17 protein-coding genes are annotated in these 15,487 nt (G+C 72.7%); 7 read left to right on the top strand and 10 right to left on the bottom strand.

The window, feature by feature from the left end; translation table 11 throughout:
- Positions 1–2: 2 nt before the first annotated feature.
- Positions 3–569 (top strand): recombinase family protein, encoded by a 567-nt coding sequence (locus tag D1648_RS14360; protein ID WP_122943026.1) that lies wholly within the window; start codon positions 3–5, stop codon positions 567–569.
- Positions 566–826: a helix-turn-helix domain-containing protein gene (locus tag D1648_RS14355; RefSeq protein ID WP_122943023.1), complete on the top strand. Its 261-nt coding sequence runs from the start codon at positions 566–568 to the stop codon at positions 824–826. Before D1648_RS14360 ends, D1648_RS14355 begins: the two co-directional genes overlap by 4 nt.
- On the opposite strand, the gene D1648_RS14350 is transcribed toward D1648_RS14355, so the two are convergent.
- The 6 genes from D1648_RS14350 to D1648_RS14325 form a co-directional block, all read right to left on the bottom strand.
- Positions 798–2,279 (bottom strand): recombinase family protein, encoded by a 1,482-nt coding sequence (locus D1648_RS14350; RefSeq protein WP_122943021.1) that lies wholly within the window; start codon positions 2,277–2,279, stop codon positions 798–800. The genes D1648_RS14355 and D1648_RS14350 overlap by 29 nt on opposite strands.
- A gap of 3 nt (positions 2,280–2,282) precedes the next feature.
- A complete protein-coding gene (locus D1648_RS14345) occupies positions 2,283–2,408 on the bottom strand; it encodes a DUF4244 domain-containing protein (protein WP_241155507.1) in 126 nt (41 codons plus the stop codon).
- Positions 2,409–2,542: 134 nt separating this feature from the next.
- Positions 2,543–3,628, bottom strand: a complete 1,086-nt coding sequence (locus D1648_RS14340; protein WP_122943019.1) for a type II secretion system F family protein — start codon at positions 3,626–3,628, stop codon at positions 2,543–2,545.
- Complete coding sequence (locus D1648_RS14335; RefSeq protein ID WP_241155506.1) at positions 3,625–4,908, bottom strand: TadA family conjugal transfer-associated ATPase; 1,284 nt, start codon at positions 4,906–4,908, stop codon at positions 3,625–3,627. The genes D1648_RS14340 and D1648_RS14335 overlap by 4 nt, the downstream gene beginning before the upstream one ends.
- On the bottom strand, positions 4,905–6,083 hold the full coding sequence (locus D1648_RS14330; protein ID WP_122943018.1) for a hypothetical protein: 1,179 nt from the start codon (positions 6,081–6,083) through the stop codon (positions 4,905–4,907). The genes D1648_RS14335 and D1648_RS14330 overlap by 4 nt, the downstream gene beginning before the upstream one ends.
- Positions 6,084–6,764: 681 nt before the next feature.
- Positions 6,765–7,565: an exodeoxyribonuclease III gene (locus D1648_RS14325; RefSeq protein WP_122943016.1), complete on the bottom strand. Its 801-nt coding sequence runs from the start codon at positions 7,563–7,565 to the stop codon at positions 6,765–6,767.
- 80 nt (positions 7,566–7,645) lie between these two features.
- Here D1648_RS14325 and D1648_RS14320 point away from each other — a divergent pair, with 80 nt between their 5' ends.
- Complete coding sequence (locus D1648_RS14320; RefSeq protein ID WP_122943013.1) at positions 7,646–8,497, top strand: SDR family oxidoreductase; 852 nt, start codon at positions 7,646–7,648, stop codon at positions 8,495–8,497.
- Between the two features lie 70 nt (positions 8,498–8,567).
- On the top strand, positions 8,568–9,167 hold the full coding sequence (locus D1648_RS14315) for an orotate phosphoribosyltransferase (protein WP_122943011.1): 600 nt from the start codon (positions 8,568–8,570) through the stop codon (positions 9,165–9,167).
- A 36-nt stretch (positions 9,168–9,203) separates the two neighbouring features.
- On the opposite strand, the gene D1648_RS14310 is transcribed toward D1648_RS14315, so the two are convergent.
- Positions 9,204–10,139 (bottom strand): neutral zinc metallopeptidase, encoded by a 936-nt coding sequence (locus tag D1648_RS14310; RefSeq protein ID WP_122943009.1) that lies wholly within the window; start codon positions 10,137–10,139, stop codon positions 9,204–9,206.
- Positions 10,140–10,341: 202 nt separating this feature from the next.
- On the opposite strand from D1648_RS14310, the gene D1648_RS14305 reads away from it, so the two are divergent.
- The 3 genes from D1648_RS14305 (at position 10,342) to fbaA (ending at position 12,910) form a co-directional block, all read left to right on the top strand.
- Entirely contained in the window at positions 10,342–11,049 is a 708-nt protein-coding gene (locus D1648_RS14305; protein ID WP_122943006.1) for a DedA family protein, read from the top strand.
- Positions 11,046–11,678, top strand: a complete 633-nt coding sequence (locus D1648_RS14300) for a TrmH family RNA methyltransferase (protein ID WP_122943004.1) — start codon at positions 11,046–11,048, stop codon at positions 11,676–11,678. Before D1648_RS14305 ends, D1648_RS14300 begins: the two co-directional genes overlap by 4 nt.
- Before the next feature lie 206 nt (positions 11,679–11,884).
- Complete coding sequence (gene fbaA / locus D1648_RS14295; RefSeq protein ID WP_122943002.1) at positions 11,885–12,910, top strand: class II fructose-bisphosphate aldolase; 1,026 nt, start codon at positions 11,885–11,887, stop codon at positions 12,908–12,910.
- A gap of 379 nt (positions 12,911–13,289) precedes the next feature.
- On the opposite strand, the gene D1648_RS14290 is transcribed toward fbaA, so the two are convergent.
- Genes D1648_RS14290 through D1648_RS14280 form a run of 3 tightly spaced genes read right to left on the bottom strand, consistent with a single transcriptional unit; the run spans position 13,290 to position 15,405 of the window.
- Positions 13,290–13,607 (bottom strand): DUF2516 family protein, encoded by a 318-nt coding sequence (locus D1648_RS14290; protein WP_122943000.1) that lies wholly within the window; start codon positions 13,605–13,607, stop codon positions 13,290–13,292.
- A gap of 50 nt (positions 13,608–13,657) precedes the next feature.
- Positions 13,658–14,956, bottom strand: coding sequence for an aromatic acid exporter family protein (locus D1648_RS14285; protein ID WP_122942998.1), 1,299 nt, complete (start codon positions 14,954–14,956; stop codon positions 13,658–13,660).
- Positions 14,953–15,405: a hypothetical protein gene (locus tag D1648_RS14280; protein ID WP_122942995.1), complete on the bottom strand. Its 453-nt coding sequence runs from the start codon at positions 15,403–15,405 to the stop codon at positions 14,953–14,955. The genes D1648_RS14285 and D1648_RS14280 overlap by 4 nt, the downstream gene beginning before the upstream one ends.
- Between the last annotated feature and the right edge of the window lie 82 nt (positions 15,406–15,487).

The following is a 15,487-nucleotide window of genomic DNA, read 5'->3' as shown; positions in this document are numbered from 1 at the left end:
TGATGCTCATCGGATATGCCCGAGTGTCCACACGGGACCAGGAGGGCTCTCTGGCGGGCCAGGAGGCTGCTCTGAGTGATGCGGGATGCGAGAAGGTCTTCCACGACCGTTTGAGCGGCGCGAAGGCCGACAGGCCCGGTCTGCAGGCCGCGCTGGACTACGCCCGCGACGACGACACGCTCGTGGTCGCACGTCTGGATCGTCTCGGACGGTCACTGCCGGATGCGCTGCGGACGGTCCAGGACCTGACTGAGCGAGGCATCGGTCTCAAGGCGCTCGACGTCGAGCTGGACACGTCCACGGCTGCGGGGAGGCTGATGCTCAACATGTTGCTGGTGCTCGCGGACTGGGAGCGTGACCTGCTGCGCGAACGCACGCGGGAGGGGGTGGCACGAGCACGGGCTGCAGGCAAGCGGCCGGGGCCACGACCCAAGCTCTCGGACGAGCAGATCTCGGCTGTGCGGGCGGCCGTGGCCGGTGGCGAGACGGTCTCTGCTGTGGCTCGGTCGTTCGGGGTCAGCCGACAGACGGTCTACAAGGCCCTGAATGGGGCCGGGAGCGCCACATGAGCGACGTGCGGGGCGTCCGTGGGGACGAGTCACTTCCCGGTCCGTTCATGCCGCTGGAGGGCGTCCAGGAGGTCCTGAGCATCTCCAGGGCCCAGGCGTACGCGCTCGTGCGCTCGGGTGAGCTACGGGCTATCCAGGTCGGCGGGCGTGGCCAGTGGCGCGTGGAGGAAGCGGAGCTGGAGGCGTATATCGAGCGTGCCTATGCCGCCACGGCGGAGGAGCTCGGGATCAGCCCTTCGCCCCGCGCTTCCAGCTGATCGTCAAGGTCGGCGCGATCTCCTCGAAGGTGCGCAGGCGCTTCCCGTACCCGACAGGGTGGATCACGATGTCCATCAACGCCTCGATGATTGCCCGTCGGCGCGCCAGGGTGGCTGCCTCCCACCAGGCCCGGGCGTCATCGGAGGCTGCGACCTCGGCCAGCGGGTCTTTTGAGACGGCATCAGCGATCTGCTGGTTGACCACGGCGAGCTCGCGGGCAAGTTCATCGAGGGAATCCTCGGCGGCCTTCGGGGACAGCTTGCCGCGCACCAGCAGGCCAGCGATGGCGGCATCACGGCTCTCAAGCTCGGTACGCTGGGCGCTCAAGACCGCGAGGTCAGGGCCATCTGCCGGGCGTTCAACCAGGTCGACAGCATCTGGCCGTGAGAGGCGTTCGATGCAGACTTCGGCGATGAAGGCGTCGATCAGCTTGCCCCGGCGGACGAAATGGCCGTCGAGGCACCGGTAGCTCGCGTTGTACTTCTGGGGCGCACGTCCCCCGTCCTTGCGCGTGGTGGGGTGGGTACGAGCTCGCGACGATCGGACTGGCCCGCCACAGACGCCGCAGGTGGGGATGCCGGAGAGCAGGTGGGCACGGGCGGTGCCCTGGTGGTTCGGTGCCTTGCCGACGAGCAGTCCACGGGCGGCCAGCAGGTGCTCGATCTCGATGATGGGCTCCCATGCGCCGGGCACACAGTCCTCGATGGCGATCTTGGCCTGGTCGTTCTGCCCCTCGGGCTGGGCAGGTGGGAGGAGTGCCGCATAGTGGGGGTTGATGAGGATGCGGCGCAGGGTGGGGGTGTGCCAGCGGAAGCCCTCGCGCGTCCGGAGTCCCTCGCTGTTGAGGTCGCGGGTGATCTGACCGAGAGGTGCCTGGGCCAGGAACTCGCTGAAGATGCGCTTGACGATGGCGGCTTCGTCCTCGTCGATGCGGAATCGAGTGCCCTTCTCGTCGCGGTCAGCGGCGCGGACCCACCGGTACCCGAAGGCAGTTCGTCCGGCGGGCGGGTGGCCCTTGGCGCGGCGCTCCTTGGCGTAGCGGGCGGAACGGATGGTCTTGAGCCTGACCTCACGCTCGGCCAGCACGACCAGGAGCTTGAGGGTGGTGTCGTCCTCGTGGGTGTCGATGCCGCCTCGGACGGTCAATACGCGCACATCGCGCTTGGGTGGGCGGAGTTCGAGGACGTCCGTGAGGCTGCGGGTGAGGCGGTCTACGTCGTTGGCGAGCACCGCCTCGAACTTGCCCGCATCGAAGTCGGCGAGCATGTGTGCCCACTGCGTCTTCTCCCCACGGGCCTTGGTCCCGCTGACGTCATCGTCGGGGTAGGTGTCGATGACCGTCCACCCACGGCGCTGCGCCTCGACACGACAGTCTTCGAGCTGCTGGAGGATGCCCTGCGGCTCCTCGACGGACTGCCGGGCATAGATCGCGACACGGAGTGAACTGGTCATGTACTAAGTATGCCCTAGCCAGTAGTTTGTGGCGAGCACGGTGATCGCGTACTCCGCGGTGGAGGCGCCCGTCTCGTCCCGCCAGCGGCGGGCGAGGGTGCGGCGCAGTCGGTTCCTCGTGCACTTCATGATGCTCCTCCTTCGTAGGGCGGGATCGGCGCTCGCCGTCCCGCGGCGGCGGCCGCAGCCGCCGTCGTCGCCCCCTGGCGGGGGAGACGCACCGGGACCGTCCCGGTGGTTCAGGGCCTCACGCATCGGGGCGTTCACGCTCCGGGGGCGGTGAGGGACAGGGGGCCGCCGAGCAGCGAGATCACCGTCGGCACGATCCCGAGGGCGACGAAGGCCGGCAGCAGCGCGACCCCGGTGGGCAGCACGAGGCGGACGGCCAGCTCGGCGGCCCGCACCTCGGCATCGCGGGCCCGGCCGCGCCGGGCATCCCGCGCCGCCGAGCGCAGCACCCGGGCCAGATCGGCGCCGGTCTCCTCGGCGAGCGTCGCCGAGCGCCCCAGCGCCTCGAGCTGCGCGGGCAGAGCGGCGACGGCGACCCGGGCGGGCACTCCCGAGGCGAGGGCTGCGGAGACGGCGCGCATCGACTCGGCATCCTCCCCGGCGGGAAGCGCCGTGCCCACTGCGTCGAGTGCCCGGGACAGCGGCAGCCCCGACTCGAGCGCCCCGGCGATCAGCTCGAGCACCACCGAGGCGTCCACCTCCGCACGGTGCGGCGGATCGGCGCTGCGCAGCAGGCGGCGCATCCACCACCAGCCGAGCGCCGTCAGCGCGAGCCCTGCGGCGCCGAGCAGCCGTCCCGAGGTCGAGGCGACCAGCAGGTGCAGCGGATCCCCGCCCAGCAGCATCCCGAGGCCGAGCCCGGCCAGTGGCAGAACCAGCAGGATCCGCGCGGTCGAGCGGGGGCCCGCGAAGGCGCTGCGCCGCGCCTGGGCGGCGTCGTGCAGATCGCGCAGCGCCTCGGCGAGGTGCTGCAGCATCACCGCGGCCGGTGCCCCGGTCCTCTCGCACACCGCGAGGGCCGCCCCGAGCGAGGCCACCGTCGGCGTGCCCTGCAGACGGCCGCCTGCCGCACGCCGCACGTCCGCCCCCGACGCGGAGGCGCGCGACAGGTCCCGCAGATCGCCCTCAGGCAGGGTGCGCTCGAGCGCCGCCCAGCCCTGCCGGATGCTCGCCCCGGAGGCGATCACGCTCGAGAGCTGCTCGACCAGGCGCGCCATGTCCAGGGCGGCGGCGGGCGCTCGCCGCGTCCGGGCGGGACGGGCCGGCCCCGCGGAGGGGCGACGCGGCGGGGCGAGCACCCACGTCAGCAGGAGCCCGAGCGTCACGGCGGCGGGGATCATGCCGCCCTCCGTCCCGGGGCCCGGGCTGTCTGCTCGGCGGGACCGGCGCGGAGCCGTGCCTGCTCGCCGGCACCCGTGCGCAGCCGCGCCGCGAGCGCGCCTGCGGCGGGGCCCTCCCGCAGCTCGTCCGCTCCCGAGCGCAGCGCGGTCTCGGCGAGGAGCATCCCGTCCTCCCCGCGGCGCAGCACCGCGATCTCCTCGAGGATGCGCACGCCGTCCCGCCGGCCGAGGTGGACGACCACCTCGAGAGCGCTCGCGACCTGCGCGGCGAGCGCCGCGCGGTCCAGGCCGCCGAGCGCGCCGAGCGCCTCGAGCCGGGCGGGGACGTCCGCGGCGGTGTTCGCGTGGACGGTGCCGCAGCCGCCGTCGTGCCCGGTGTTCAGCGCCTGCAGCAGCTCCCGGATCTCCCCGCCGCGGCACTCGCCGAGCACGATCCGATCCGGGCGCATGCGCAGGCTCTGGCGCACGAGCGCGGTGAGATCCACCGCCCCGGCACCCTCGCTGTTCGCGTGCCGGGACTGCAGATGCACCACGTGCGGGTGCTCCACCGCCAGCTCCAGCACGTCCTCGACCACCACGATCCGCTCGCCCGGCGGCGCCTCGTGCAGCATCGCGGCGAGCAGGGTCGACTTCCCGGTGCCGGTCCCGCCGGTGACCAGGAACGGCACCCGGGAGCGGACGAGCGCGCGGAGCACCTCGCGCACCGCAGGGGTCAGCGCGCCGAGGCGCTCGAGATCATCGAGGTCCAGCCGCTCCCGCGAGGGCAGGCGCAGGGAGAGGATCGCCCCGCCGGGGGACAGCGGCGGCAGCACCGCGTGGAAGCGGATCCCCGAGGGCAGATGCGCATCGGCCCACGGCACGGCGTCGTCGAGGCGCCGCCCGCCGGTGGTCGCCAGGCGCACCGCGAGGTCCCGTGCCTGGCCGGCATCGAGCCGGAGTCCGGCCTCCCGCAGCCCGTCCGCGTCATCGATCCAGACGCTCCCGTCGTCGTTGACCAGCAGATCCGTGACCCCGGGCGCGACGAGGCCCTGCAGCGGGCCGAGCCCGTCGACGTGATCGCGCACCCGGGCGGTGAGCTCGAGGGTCGCCGCGGCGCCGAGCACCCGTCCCTGCGCCCGCAGCACGCGCGCGATCCGCGCGACGTCGACCGCGCCGGGGGAGCGCACCAGGTCCTCCCGCACCCCGGCCAGGAGCGTGGTCAGCTCGTCCTCGCCGGTGCCGCGACCGGTCGCGGCGGTGCCGAAGTTCTCGGGGGGCGCGGCAGGCGCGGCCGTGGTCATGAGCCCTCCTCGGCCAGCAGCGCCGCGAGCAGCTCCCGGGCGGCGCGGTCCGCGCCCCGACGGCGCACGTCCAGCAGAGGGACGGTGCCGCGCGCGCTGTCGCGGAAGGCGGCGGCGAGCGGGAGGGCGAGATCCTCGGCGACCTCGGACGGGGTGAGCCCGCCGCCGCGCCGCACCACGAGCGAGATGAGCCCGGATGGGGCGGACCAGTCGCGCAGACGTCGTGCCGCGGCGCGCACCGCGTGGTCGGCGGCGGGCACCACGAGCAGCAGCTCGTCGAGATGCTCGAGCGCGCACGGCACGAGGGAGGCGGCGAGGTCCACGACGACCGTGCCGTCCAGCGGGGCCAGCGCACCGAGCACGCGCGGGAGGTCCTCCTCGTCGGGGCCGGGCTGCTCCCCGGCCACGAGCAGGCGCACCTCGTCCACCCGCGGCAGCCCCGCCCGCAGCGCCTCCCCGTCGTCCGCCCCGAGGGCGAGGGTCCCGGACCAGTCCAGTCCCGGCGCCCCGGCCGCCTCGACGAGCAGGTCGAGCCCGCCGCCGAGCGGATCCGCGTCCAGCAGGGCGATGGGGCCGTGACGGCGGGCGGCCGCCGCGAGCCGCGCCGCGAAGCTCGAGGCCCCGGCACCGCCGCAGCCGCCGGTGACCCCGATCGTCCGGGCGCCCGCCCGGGAGCGGGTCAGCTCCGCCAGGCGGGAGAGCAGCTCCTCCGAGGCGGCGGGCAGGGGCAGGACGGCGAGGGCCCCGGCCTCGAGGGCACGCGGCCACAGCGCCGCCGGCACCTCGTCGCCCTCGACGATCACGAGCAGGGGCGTGCGGCTGCGGGAGGGGAGAGCGGTCGTGCCGAGAGCGTCGGCGGCGACCACCGTGCAGCCGGAGCTCTCGGCGGGGTCCTCCAGCAGCCAGGAGCCGGCCGCGGTGGCGTGGTCCGCGACGAGCCCCTGCAGGGAGCCGGCCGGTCCGACCCAGCGGACCCCTCGTCGGGGTGCTCCGGGCTGCGCGGAGGACGGCCCGCCGGCGCGCGGGAAGCGCGAGCGGCGTCGTCGCGGAGCACCGTCCGGCGCCGTCCCGAAGGACGCGCCGAGCGAGCCCGCGGCGGCGACGCCGGGCGCGCGGATCGCGGGCTCGGGCTCAACGGAGGAGCGTGCGGCGGAGGCAGTGGTCGTGCTGGTCATGCCGCCATCGTGGCGAGGCTGACGGCCGTGCGACAGGGCGATGCCCGCGCGGTGGATGACGGGGTGATGTGGAGGAGAGGTCGCCCCTCGCGCGGTGCTTGCGCCCTCCCGAGCGAACGCGTAGTGTGATCTGCACAACGACGGATACCGGCATCGGAACCCACGTACGACTGGTCCCCGCAACGGACCGGCTGTGAGACGTCGACAGCGTCACCGCAGCTGCTTCACGTGTACGCCTGATCCCGATGCAGAAGGCCCGTCAGGAGCGGCGCCGCGGCTCGATCCCGGCGCCGCTCCGCCATGTCCGGACGCAGACCGGCATGTCACGTCACGTCCGCGTCACGTCGACGGTCCTGGGTGATAGGCCGAGATATGGGTATGGCCGGGACATGTCGTGGGGGCGCCGGGGCGGTGCCGGTCTCGGAGCGGCCTCCGGCGAGATCGGCGGTCGTCCGCGGGCCTATGGCGACACGAGCTGGCTATATGGCCACCTCGTGTCCCCATCGGCCCGACGGCGACACGGAGCCGGCGGCGACGAGTCCTCGAGGACCGACACCACGACAGCACTCCGGGCGTCGCCCGGCGGGCAGGGCCCCGGCCGCCCGCAGACCGCACCCACGGACTGCCCCACGGACCGCACCAGCGGACCGGGGCCCGCTGACGACCTCTCCGGCGCGCTCCTCAGAGCTCGAGGTCCACCACGACCGGTGCGTGATCCGAGGCGCCCTTGCCCTTGCGCTCCTCGCGGTCGATGAACGAGCCGGTCACCGCCTTCTGCACGGCGGGGGAGCCGAGCACGAAGTCGATGCGCATGCCCTCCTTCTTCGGGAAGCGCAGCGCCTGGTAGTCCCAGTAGGTGTACACGCCGGGTCCGGGATGCTCGGGCCGCACCACGTCGGCGAAGCCCTCGTCCACGACCGCCCGGAAGGCGGCCCGCTCCGGCTCGGTGACATGGGTCTTCCCCTCGAAGAAGGCCATGTCCCACACGTCCTCGTCCAGCGGGGCGACGTTGAAGTCGCCGACGAGCACCGACCGGGCGGCCGGATCCGCGGCGAGCTCGCGCGCGCCCTCCGCGCGCAGCGCCTCCAGCCAGCGCAGCTTGTAGCCGTAGTGCGGGTGGTCCAGCTCCCGGCCGTTGGGCACGTACAGCGACCAGATCCGCAGGCCGTCGCCGACGATCCCGCCGAGCGCCCGCGCCTCGACCACGCCGGTCCCGTCCTCCGGCCAGGTGGGCGCCTCCGGCAGCTCCGTGCGCACATCGGACAGGCCCACGCGGGAGATCAGCGCGACCCCGTTCCACTGGTTCAGGCCGTGCGCGGCGACCTCGTAGCCGGACGCCTCGAGCGCGGTGAGGTCCAGCTGGGCGGGCCTGGCCTTGATCTCCTGCAGGGCGAGCACGTCCACCTCGTGCCGCTCGAGGAAGGCGAGCACCCGGTCCATCCGGGCCCGCAGCGAATTGATGTTCCAGGTCGCGATGCGCATGACCCCGATCCTACGGGGCATGCTCGGGGCGTCGGCCGGGATGGTCCACGGCATCGCCCGGACCTTCGTACACTCTGTCCATGGCGCGCGCACTCGTCACGGGATCGACCTCAGGACTGGGCCTCGAGTTCGGCTGGCAGCTGGCCGGCACCGGGCATGACCTGGTCCTCGTCGCGCGCGACGAGGACCGTCTGCGCGCCGTCGCCGAGCAGATCCGCGACGTCCACGACGTGCAGGTCGAGGTGCTGCCCGTGGATCTCTCGGACCGTCGCCAGCTCGAGCGCGTCGAGACGCGGCTGACCGACCCCGTGGACCGCGTGGACCTGCTCGTGAACAACGCCGGCTACGGGCTGCGCGGCGGCTTCCTCGAGGTGGGCGTCGAGGACCACGAGATGCAGATGGACACCCTCATGCGCGCCGTGCTCGTGCTCTCCCATGCCGCCGCCCGGACCATGGTCCAGCGTCGCCGCGGAGCGATCCTCAACGTCAGCTCGTTGGCGGGCTACACCACCGCCGGCCCCTACGCCGCCTCCAAGAGCTGGGTCACGGTGTTCACCGAGTCGCTCGCCATGGAGCTGAAGGGCACGGGCGTCACCGCGACCGCGCTGCTGCCCGGCTTCGTCCAGACAGAGTTCCACGAGCGCGCCGCGATGAGCATGGACGGCCTGCCCCGCATCACCTGGCTGAAGGCGCCCTATGTGGTCGAGCAGGCGCTGAAGGACACGGCCAAGGGTGCGGTGCTGTCGATCCCCTCGGTGAAGTACCGCACCGCGAGCGAGGTCTCGCGGCTCGCGCCGCGCCCCCTCGTGCGGGCGATGACCTCCCCGAACTGGTACCGCCGCCTGCAGGCCCGCTCCGTGGAGCGCTCCCGCCGCCGCGCCTCGCGCCGCAACCTCCGCGCCCCCTGGCAGCGCGAGGACGGCGCCGGCTGAGCGCCGCGGGCACGCCCTCGGCCGACGGCGCGTCCCGCTCCCGGAGCGCACGATCCATTACCCTTGCCGCATGCCCTCCACCAGCACGGATCCCGCCCACCTGCTCCCGATCGACGAGGCTCGTGAGCGCCTGCGCGTCCTCATCCGCGACCTCGCCGTGGTGCGCGGCCGCGTCACCCTCTCCTCGGGCGCCGAGGCGGACCACTACGTCGACCTGCGGCGCATCACCCTCCATCACGAGGCCGCGCCGCTCGTCGGCCGCGTGATGCTCGACCTGCTGCGCCGCGAGGGACTCGTCCCCGGCGTCGAGGCCGTCGGCGGGCTCACCCTCGGCGCGGACCCGGTCGCGACCTCGATCCTCCACGCCTCCGCGGCCGACGCCGCGCTCGATCCGCTGGACGCCTTCGTGGTGCGCAAGGCGAACAAGGCCCACGGCCTGCAGCGGCGCATCGAGGGTCCGGACGTCACCGGCCGTCGCGTCGTCGCCGTGGAGGACACCTCCACCACCGGCGGCAGCGTGCTCACCGCGTGCGAGGCGCTCGCCGAGGCCGGGGCGGAGATCTCCGCGGTCGCCGTGATCGTGCACCGCTCCGACGCCTCCCGCGAGGCTGTCGAGCAGGCCGGGCACCGCTATCTGGCCGCCTACGACATCTCCGAGCTCGAGATCTGAGGCCGCGGGCCCTGCCCCGCGGGCCCTGCCCGGGCCTCACACCTCCGGGGCGGCGAAGGTGTCGCACGAGCCGATCGTGCCCTGCTCGTAGCCGGTGGTGAACCAGCTCCGGCGCTGCTGCGAGGAGCCGTGGGTCCACGTGTCCGGCTGCACCCGGCCGCCGGCGACCTCGCCCTGGATGTGGTCGTCGCCGACGGCGCTGGCCGCCGAGAGCGCGGAGTCGATGTCCTGCTCGGTCAGCGGCGCGAGCATCGCGTTGCCCTCGTCGTCCACCGAGTTCGCGGCGTGATGCGCCCACACCCCGGCGTAGCAGTCGGCCTGCAGCTCGAGCCGCACCCCGTCGGACTGCGGCCCGGTCCGCGAGCGGTCCGCGCTCGCCATCACGCCCGAGAGGTTCTGGATGTGGTGTCCGTACTCGTGCGCGATCACGTACATCTTCGCGAGCTGCCCGTCGTCGGCCCCGTACTGCGTGGCGAGCGCATCGAAGAAGGACACGTCGACGTACAGGGTCATGTCCGCCGGGCAGTAGAAGGGGCCGACGTCGGCGGTGGCGGCGCCGCAGCCCGTCTGGACCTGGTCCTCGAAGATGACGCCCTGCGCCTCGACGAAGTCGATGCCCGCCTCGGGCGCGAGCCTGCCCCACGTCGAATCCGCCGACTCGACCGTGGCCTGGACCAGGCAGTCGTCGCGCTCGTTCGCATCGGCACCGGTCAGGCAGCTCTCCAGCGAGCTGCCCGCGGCGGCCGGGCCCTGCTGCGTGCTGTCGCCGACGAACAGGTCCAGCGGGTTCCCGCCGAGCAGCGCATAGACCAGCACGACCACCAGCAGCAGGCAGCCGGCCCCGCCGCCGAGTGCGAGCCCGCCCCGACCGCCGCGTCCGCCTCGGCCGCCGCGCGGCGAGAAGCCGCCGCCGCCCCGCCCAGCGGCGGAGACGTTGTCGGAGCGGATCTCCGCGTTCGGGTTGAACGTCATGCGCACAGGGTAGACCGCGCGCACCCCTCGGACCGGGGGAACCGAGGAGAGCGTGCGTACGGGATGAACAGCAGGAACTGTACGCGTGAAGGTCCTGGGCAGGTGACCTCCCGGTCATCGGGAGCCGCCCGCGGCCGCTCTAGACTCGGACCCGGATCGCGACCGGTCCGATCCCGCCTCCGCGCCCCACAGGAGCCCCCGCATGAACATCGTCGACTGGGCCGTCTCGACCATGGACGCCCTCGGGCCGCTCGGCGTGTTCCTGCTGATCTTCCTCGAGAACGTCTTCCCCCCGATCCCCTCCGAGGTGATCCTGCCGCTGGCGGGCGTGACTTCCGCCGGACCCAGCCAGTCCTTCTGGGTGATGCTGCCGGCCTCGATCGCCGGCTCCGTGGTCGGGGCGTGGCTGCTCTACGGGATCGGGCGCCTGCTGGGCCCCGAGCGGCTGCGGGTGCTCTTCATCCGCCTGCCGCTCGTGCACGTGGAGGACTACGACAAGACCGTCGCCTTCATGGACCGCCACGGCTACAAGGCCATCTTCTTCGGCCGCTTCGTCCCCGGCATCCGCTCGCTGATCTCGATCCCGGCCGGTCTGTACGCGATGCCGCTGGGGATGTTCACCCTGCTCACCGCGCTCGGCAGCGGGATCTGGAACACGATCTTCGTGACCATCGGCTACGTCATGGGCTCGAACTGGACCGTCATCGAGCCCTACACCGACATCTTCTCCGACGTCGCCTACGCCATCATCCTGCTGGTCCTCGTCGTGATCGGGGTCCGGCTCCTGCTGCGAGAGCGCAAGCGCCGCGCCCTGGGCCTGCCCGACCCGGACCAGGAGGAGATCGAGGCGCTCGACGAGAAGAAGGCCGCGCACCAGGACGCCGCGCAGGAGGACTCCGAGAAGCGATGAGCGAGCCATCCCGCGAGGTCGGCGTCGGCCCGCACCCCGAGCCCTGGCCCGACGACCCCCGCCTGGACCCCGAGCTGCTCGCCGCCGGGGACCGTCGCAACGTCGAGGACCGCTTCCGCTACTGGCGGCGCGAGGCCATCGTCGCCGAGCTCGACACGCGCCGCCACGACCTCCACGTCGCGATCGAGAACCTCGAGCACGACGCGAACATCGGCTCCGTGGTCCGCACCGCGAACGCCTTCGCCGTCGGCGCCTTCCACATCGTCGGCCGGCGCCGCTGGAACCGGCGCGGTGCGATGGTCACCGACCGCTACCAGCACGAGATCCACCACCCCGACGCCGCGCATCTCGTGGACTGGGCTCGCGAGCAGGGCCGGCCGCTGGTCGCGATCGACCTCGTGCCCGGGGCGCTCCCGCTCGAGCGCACGCCCCTGCCGCGCGACGCGGTGCTGATCGTGGGCCAGGAGGGGCCCGGGCTGAGCCCCGAGCTGCTCGCGGCGGCGGACCTCGTCGTCGGCATCACCCAGTTCGGCTCGACGCGGTCGATCAACGTCGCCGCCGCCGCGGCGATCGCGATGCACACCTGGGTCCTGCAGCACGCCGAGATCCCCGACGGCCCGCTGCGCTGAGCGAGGGGCGGCCCGCGCCGGGACGCCGGGCGCCACCTCTCCACGGACGGGACCTGCGCCGACGGCCACCTGCCCGCCGCGCCGTCCACGCGGGACCCTCGGTCGTTCCGGCCCGGGCGCGCTGTGGAACAATGAGGACGATCGGACGACCCCGTGCGGAGACGCGCCGGTCGTCACGGACCCCCACCGACGAAGGAGAGTGCCTCATGGCAGTCGTTACCCCGGATCAGTACGCAGAGATGATCGACCGCGCGAAGGCGGGCAAGTTCGCCTACCCGGCCGTGAACGTCTCCAGCTCGCAGACCGCCACCGCCGCTCTCCAGGGCTTCGCCGAGGCGAACTCCGACGGCATCATCCAGGTCTCCTTCGGCGGTGCCGAGTACCTCTCCGGCTCCACCGTCAAGGACCGCGTCGCCGGCTCCATCGCGCTGGCCGAGTACGTCCACGCCGTCGCGAAGAACTACCCGATCAACGTCGCGCTGCACACCGACCACTGCGCCAAGGAGGTCCTGCCCACCTGGGTCGAGCCCCTCATCGAGTGGGACCTCGAGAACCGCGTGAGCAAGGGCCTGGACCCGCTGTTCCAGTCGCACATGTGGGACGGCTCCGCCGTGCCGGTCGACGAGAACCTGGAGATCGCCGAGAAGCTGCTCGAGAAGTCCGTCGCCGCGAAGAAGATCCTCGAGATCGAGGTCGGCGTCGTCGGCGGCGAGGAGGACGGCGTCGAGGCGAACGTCTCCAACGACAAGCTCTTCTCCACCCCCGAGGACGGCCTGAAGACCGCCGCCAAGCTCGGCCTGGGTGAGAACGGCCGCTACCTCACGGCCCTCACCTTCGGCAACGTGCACGGCGTCTACAAGCCGGGCAACGTGAAGCTGCGCCCCTCGGTGCTGCTGGACATCCAGAAGGCCGTCGGCGCCGAGTACGGCAAGGACATGCCCTTCGACCTGGTCATGCACGGCGGCTCCGGCTCGACCCTGGAGGAGATCCAGGAGGCGGTCGACAACGGCGTCATCAAGATGAACATCGACACCGACACCCAGTACGCCTTCACCCGCCCCGTGGTCTCGCACATGTTCGAGAACTACGACGGCGTGCTGAAGGTCGACGGCGAGGTCGGCAACAAGAAGGCCTACGACCCCCGCGCCTGGGGCAAGAAGGCCGAGGCCGGCATGGCCGCCCGCATCGTCGAGGCCTGCGAGAACCTCCGCTCGGCCGGCACCCACGTCTGAGCGACGAGCTGCGAGTCCCGGGGCGTCGGTGAGGAACGAGCCGGCGGTCCGGGACGAGCGGGAGGAGCTCGGACAGAGGGATCACATCTGAGCGACGAGCTGTCCCTGAGCGTCCCGGCGCTCGAGCAGGAAGGACCCCGGAGCCCGCGGCTCCGGGGTCCTTCCGCGTCCGCGGCCGGGCCGGGAGCCCGGGCTGTCGGCCATGATGTGCGTGTGGTCGGGGCGTGTCGTGGGGGCTCCGGGACAGGGGCGGCCCCGGAGTGTCGTTCAGCGCCCGGTGCCCGGAGACATCGGCTGTCGTCCGCAGGCCTATGGCGACACGAGCTGGTCATATAGCCACCTCTTGCCGCTATCGGCCCGGCGGGGCGAGGGGGTCAGCTCACCAGCGGCTGCCCTGGGCGCGGCCCATGACCCGCTTCAGCGCGGGCAGCACGTCGGCCAGGAAGATGCCGGCGATGATCACCCCGGCCAGCATGAACAGCATGCTGCTGCCGCGCCCGATCGGGTAGGGGAGCGAGAGGAAGCCCAGCAGCATCGCGACACCGGTCAGCACGCACCAGAACACCTTGGTGCGCTTGCTCGCGGCGGTGTAGGCGTCGGGGCGGAAGCGCAGGGCGTTGACGAAGGCCCAGATCTCGAGGGCGAGGAGGGCCAGGGCGAGGATCAGGAAGATCCACATCTGGATGAGGGCGATCATCGGACCAGGATAGGGGCGGCGCCTGGACGCACCCCGCAGACGCGCCCCGCTCAGCCGCGGCGGTCGGGGTCCGAGCGGTCGGCGATGAGCAGCTCGAGCGCCTCGGTGGTGGCGGGCGGCTCGACCGCCTTCATCTCCACCGTCATCGGGCGCGGACCGATCGCGTCACCGTCGGAGGCGATGACGAGGCTGGGCAGGAACCGCTTGGCCTCGACGGAGGTCAGCCCCGTGGCCTGCAGCAGGTCGATCGCGAGCGAGCGCAGCTGGACGGTGAGGGTGACCCCCTCGAAGTGCCCGGCGCGGCCGGGCCGCAGGCCCTCGTCGTTGCGCAGCAGCATCTCGGGGGAGAGGTACGAGCAGAACAGGCGCAGCTGACGTCGCGCATCGGTGAAGTCGACCTCCTCGTGGGAGACCGCGACCCGCAGCTCCTGCACGGCGTCGCGGGCGGCGAGCAGCGCGTCGGCGAGGGTCGAGTGGGCGTCCCCGCGCACCGCCTCGAGGAACTCCACCTGACGTCGCGCGATCATGCGCATGTTCCGCATCGCCCGGTCGGAGCCGACCAGCAGGTGCTGGATGCGGCCGACGTCCTCGGCATGGCGCAGCCCGGAGGGGGAGAAGGTCGCCATCTCGTTGGCGACGTCGTTCGCGAGCCGCCACTCGTCGGTGTACTTCTGGGAGACGTCGCGCAGCGTGCGCAGGGTCGCACCGGCCACGCCCCGGTCCCCGGTGCGTGCCGAGAGAGCGAGGCTGACCAGGGCGTCCTCGAGCTCGCGGTAGAAGGACTGCGCCGCGCGGGTCTGCAGGCGCCGCGGATTGCCGGAGAGCAGCAGGTGGATCAGCAGCGCGACGGTCACGCCGGTCAGCGCGTCGAGCGCCCGTCCGCCGGGGCTCATGCCGGGGGTGACCGGCATGATCATCACCAGCAGCGACTGGATCGTGACCTGGAAGCCGAACAGTCCGCTGGAGTCGAGGAAGCGAGCGAGCATCCCCGCGCAGAACACGACGATGAAGATCTGCCACGGCCCCGAGCCGATCACCTGACGGGCGAGCTCTCCCAGCAGCACCCCGAGCATCACCCCGCCGGCCATCTCGACGACCTTGCGCATCTTCTTCTCGATGCCGAAGCCGATGATCACGAAGGCGACGATCGAGGAGAAGAACGGGAACTCGTGCCCCCAGATCAGGCCGCTGGCCAGATAGGCGAGCCCTGCGGCGAGGGCGGCGCGGGCGATGGTCAGGGCGTCGTTGCGGCCGCGGTCGGCGCCGCCGCGCAGCCAGTCCCGCACCGCGCCGCGAGCCCGCTCGACCACAGGCAGCGGAGCGGTGGTGGTCAGCGGGATGCGGTTCATGCGGGCACCGGATCCCGCCGGCGCATGCGCAGCAGCTCCTCGATCCCGAAGGTGTCCCCGTCACGTGCGCCGCGCCCGACGACGAGCGGGGCGGGGGAGGGGTCGGGAGCCTCGCCGCGCAGCCGGGAGAGCAGACCGCCCTCGACCCGCAGCACGTAGAAGCGGCCCTCGGCGTCCACGGCCAGGGAGCGGTCCTGCTTGAGGTACCAGCCCTCGAGGCCTGTGCGCACGCTGCCTCGGCCGCGATAGGGCCGGGCGCGCAGGGGCACGGGCGCGATGCCCGCCTCGAGGAATCCCGCGACGGCCTCCCGGATCAGGGCCGTGGCGCGCTCGTGCTCGTCCTGACGAGCCGCCTTCAGGGCTCGCTCCTTGGCCTCGACCGCCTCGCGGCGGTGGCGGGACCATTCCTCTTGCTCTCCCTGCTCACGCTGCTCGCCCTGGCTGTTCATGCCGTCATTGTTCCAGGCCGGCGTGTTCCGCACAGCGGATGACGGGTAGGAAGGCGGTAGAGGGGATGTGCGGGGAGCGTGG

The organism is Brachybacterium sp. EE-P12 (assembly GCF_003711805.1).
Taxonomy (GTDB): Bacteria; Actinomycetota; Actinomycetes; order Actinomycetales; family Dermabacteraceae; genus Brachybacterium.
This window is presented reverse-complemented; position numbering and strand designations above follow the sequence as displayed.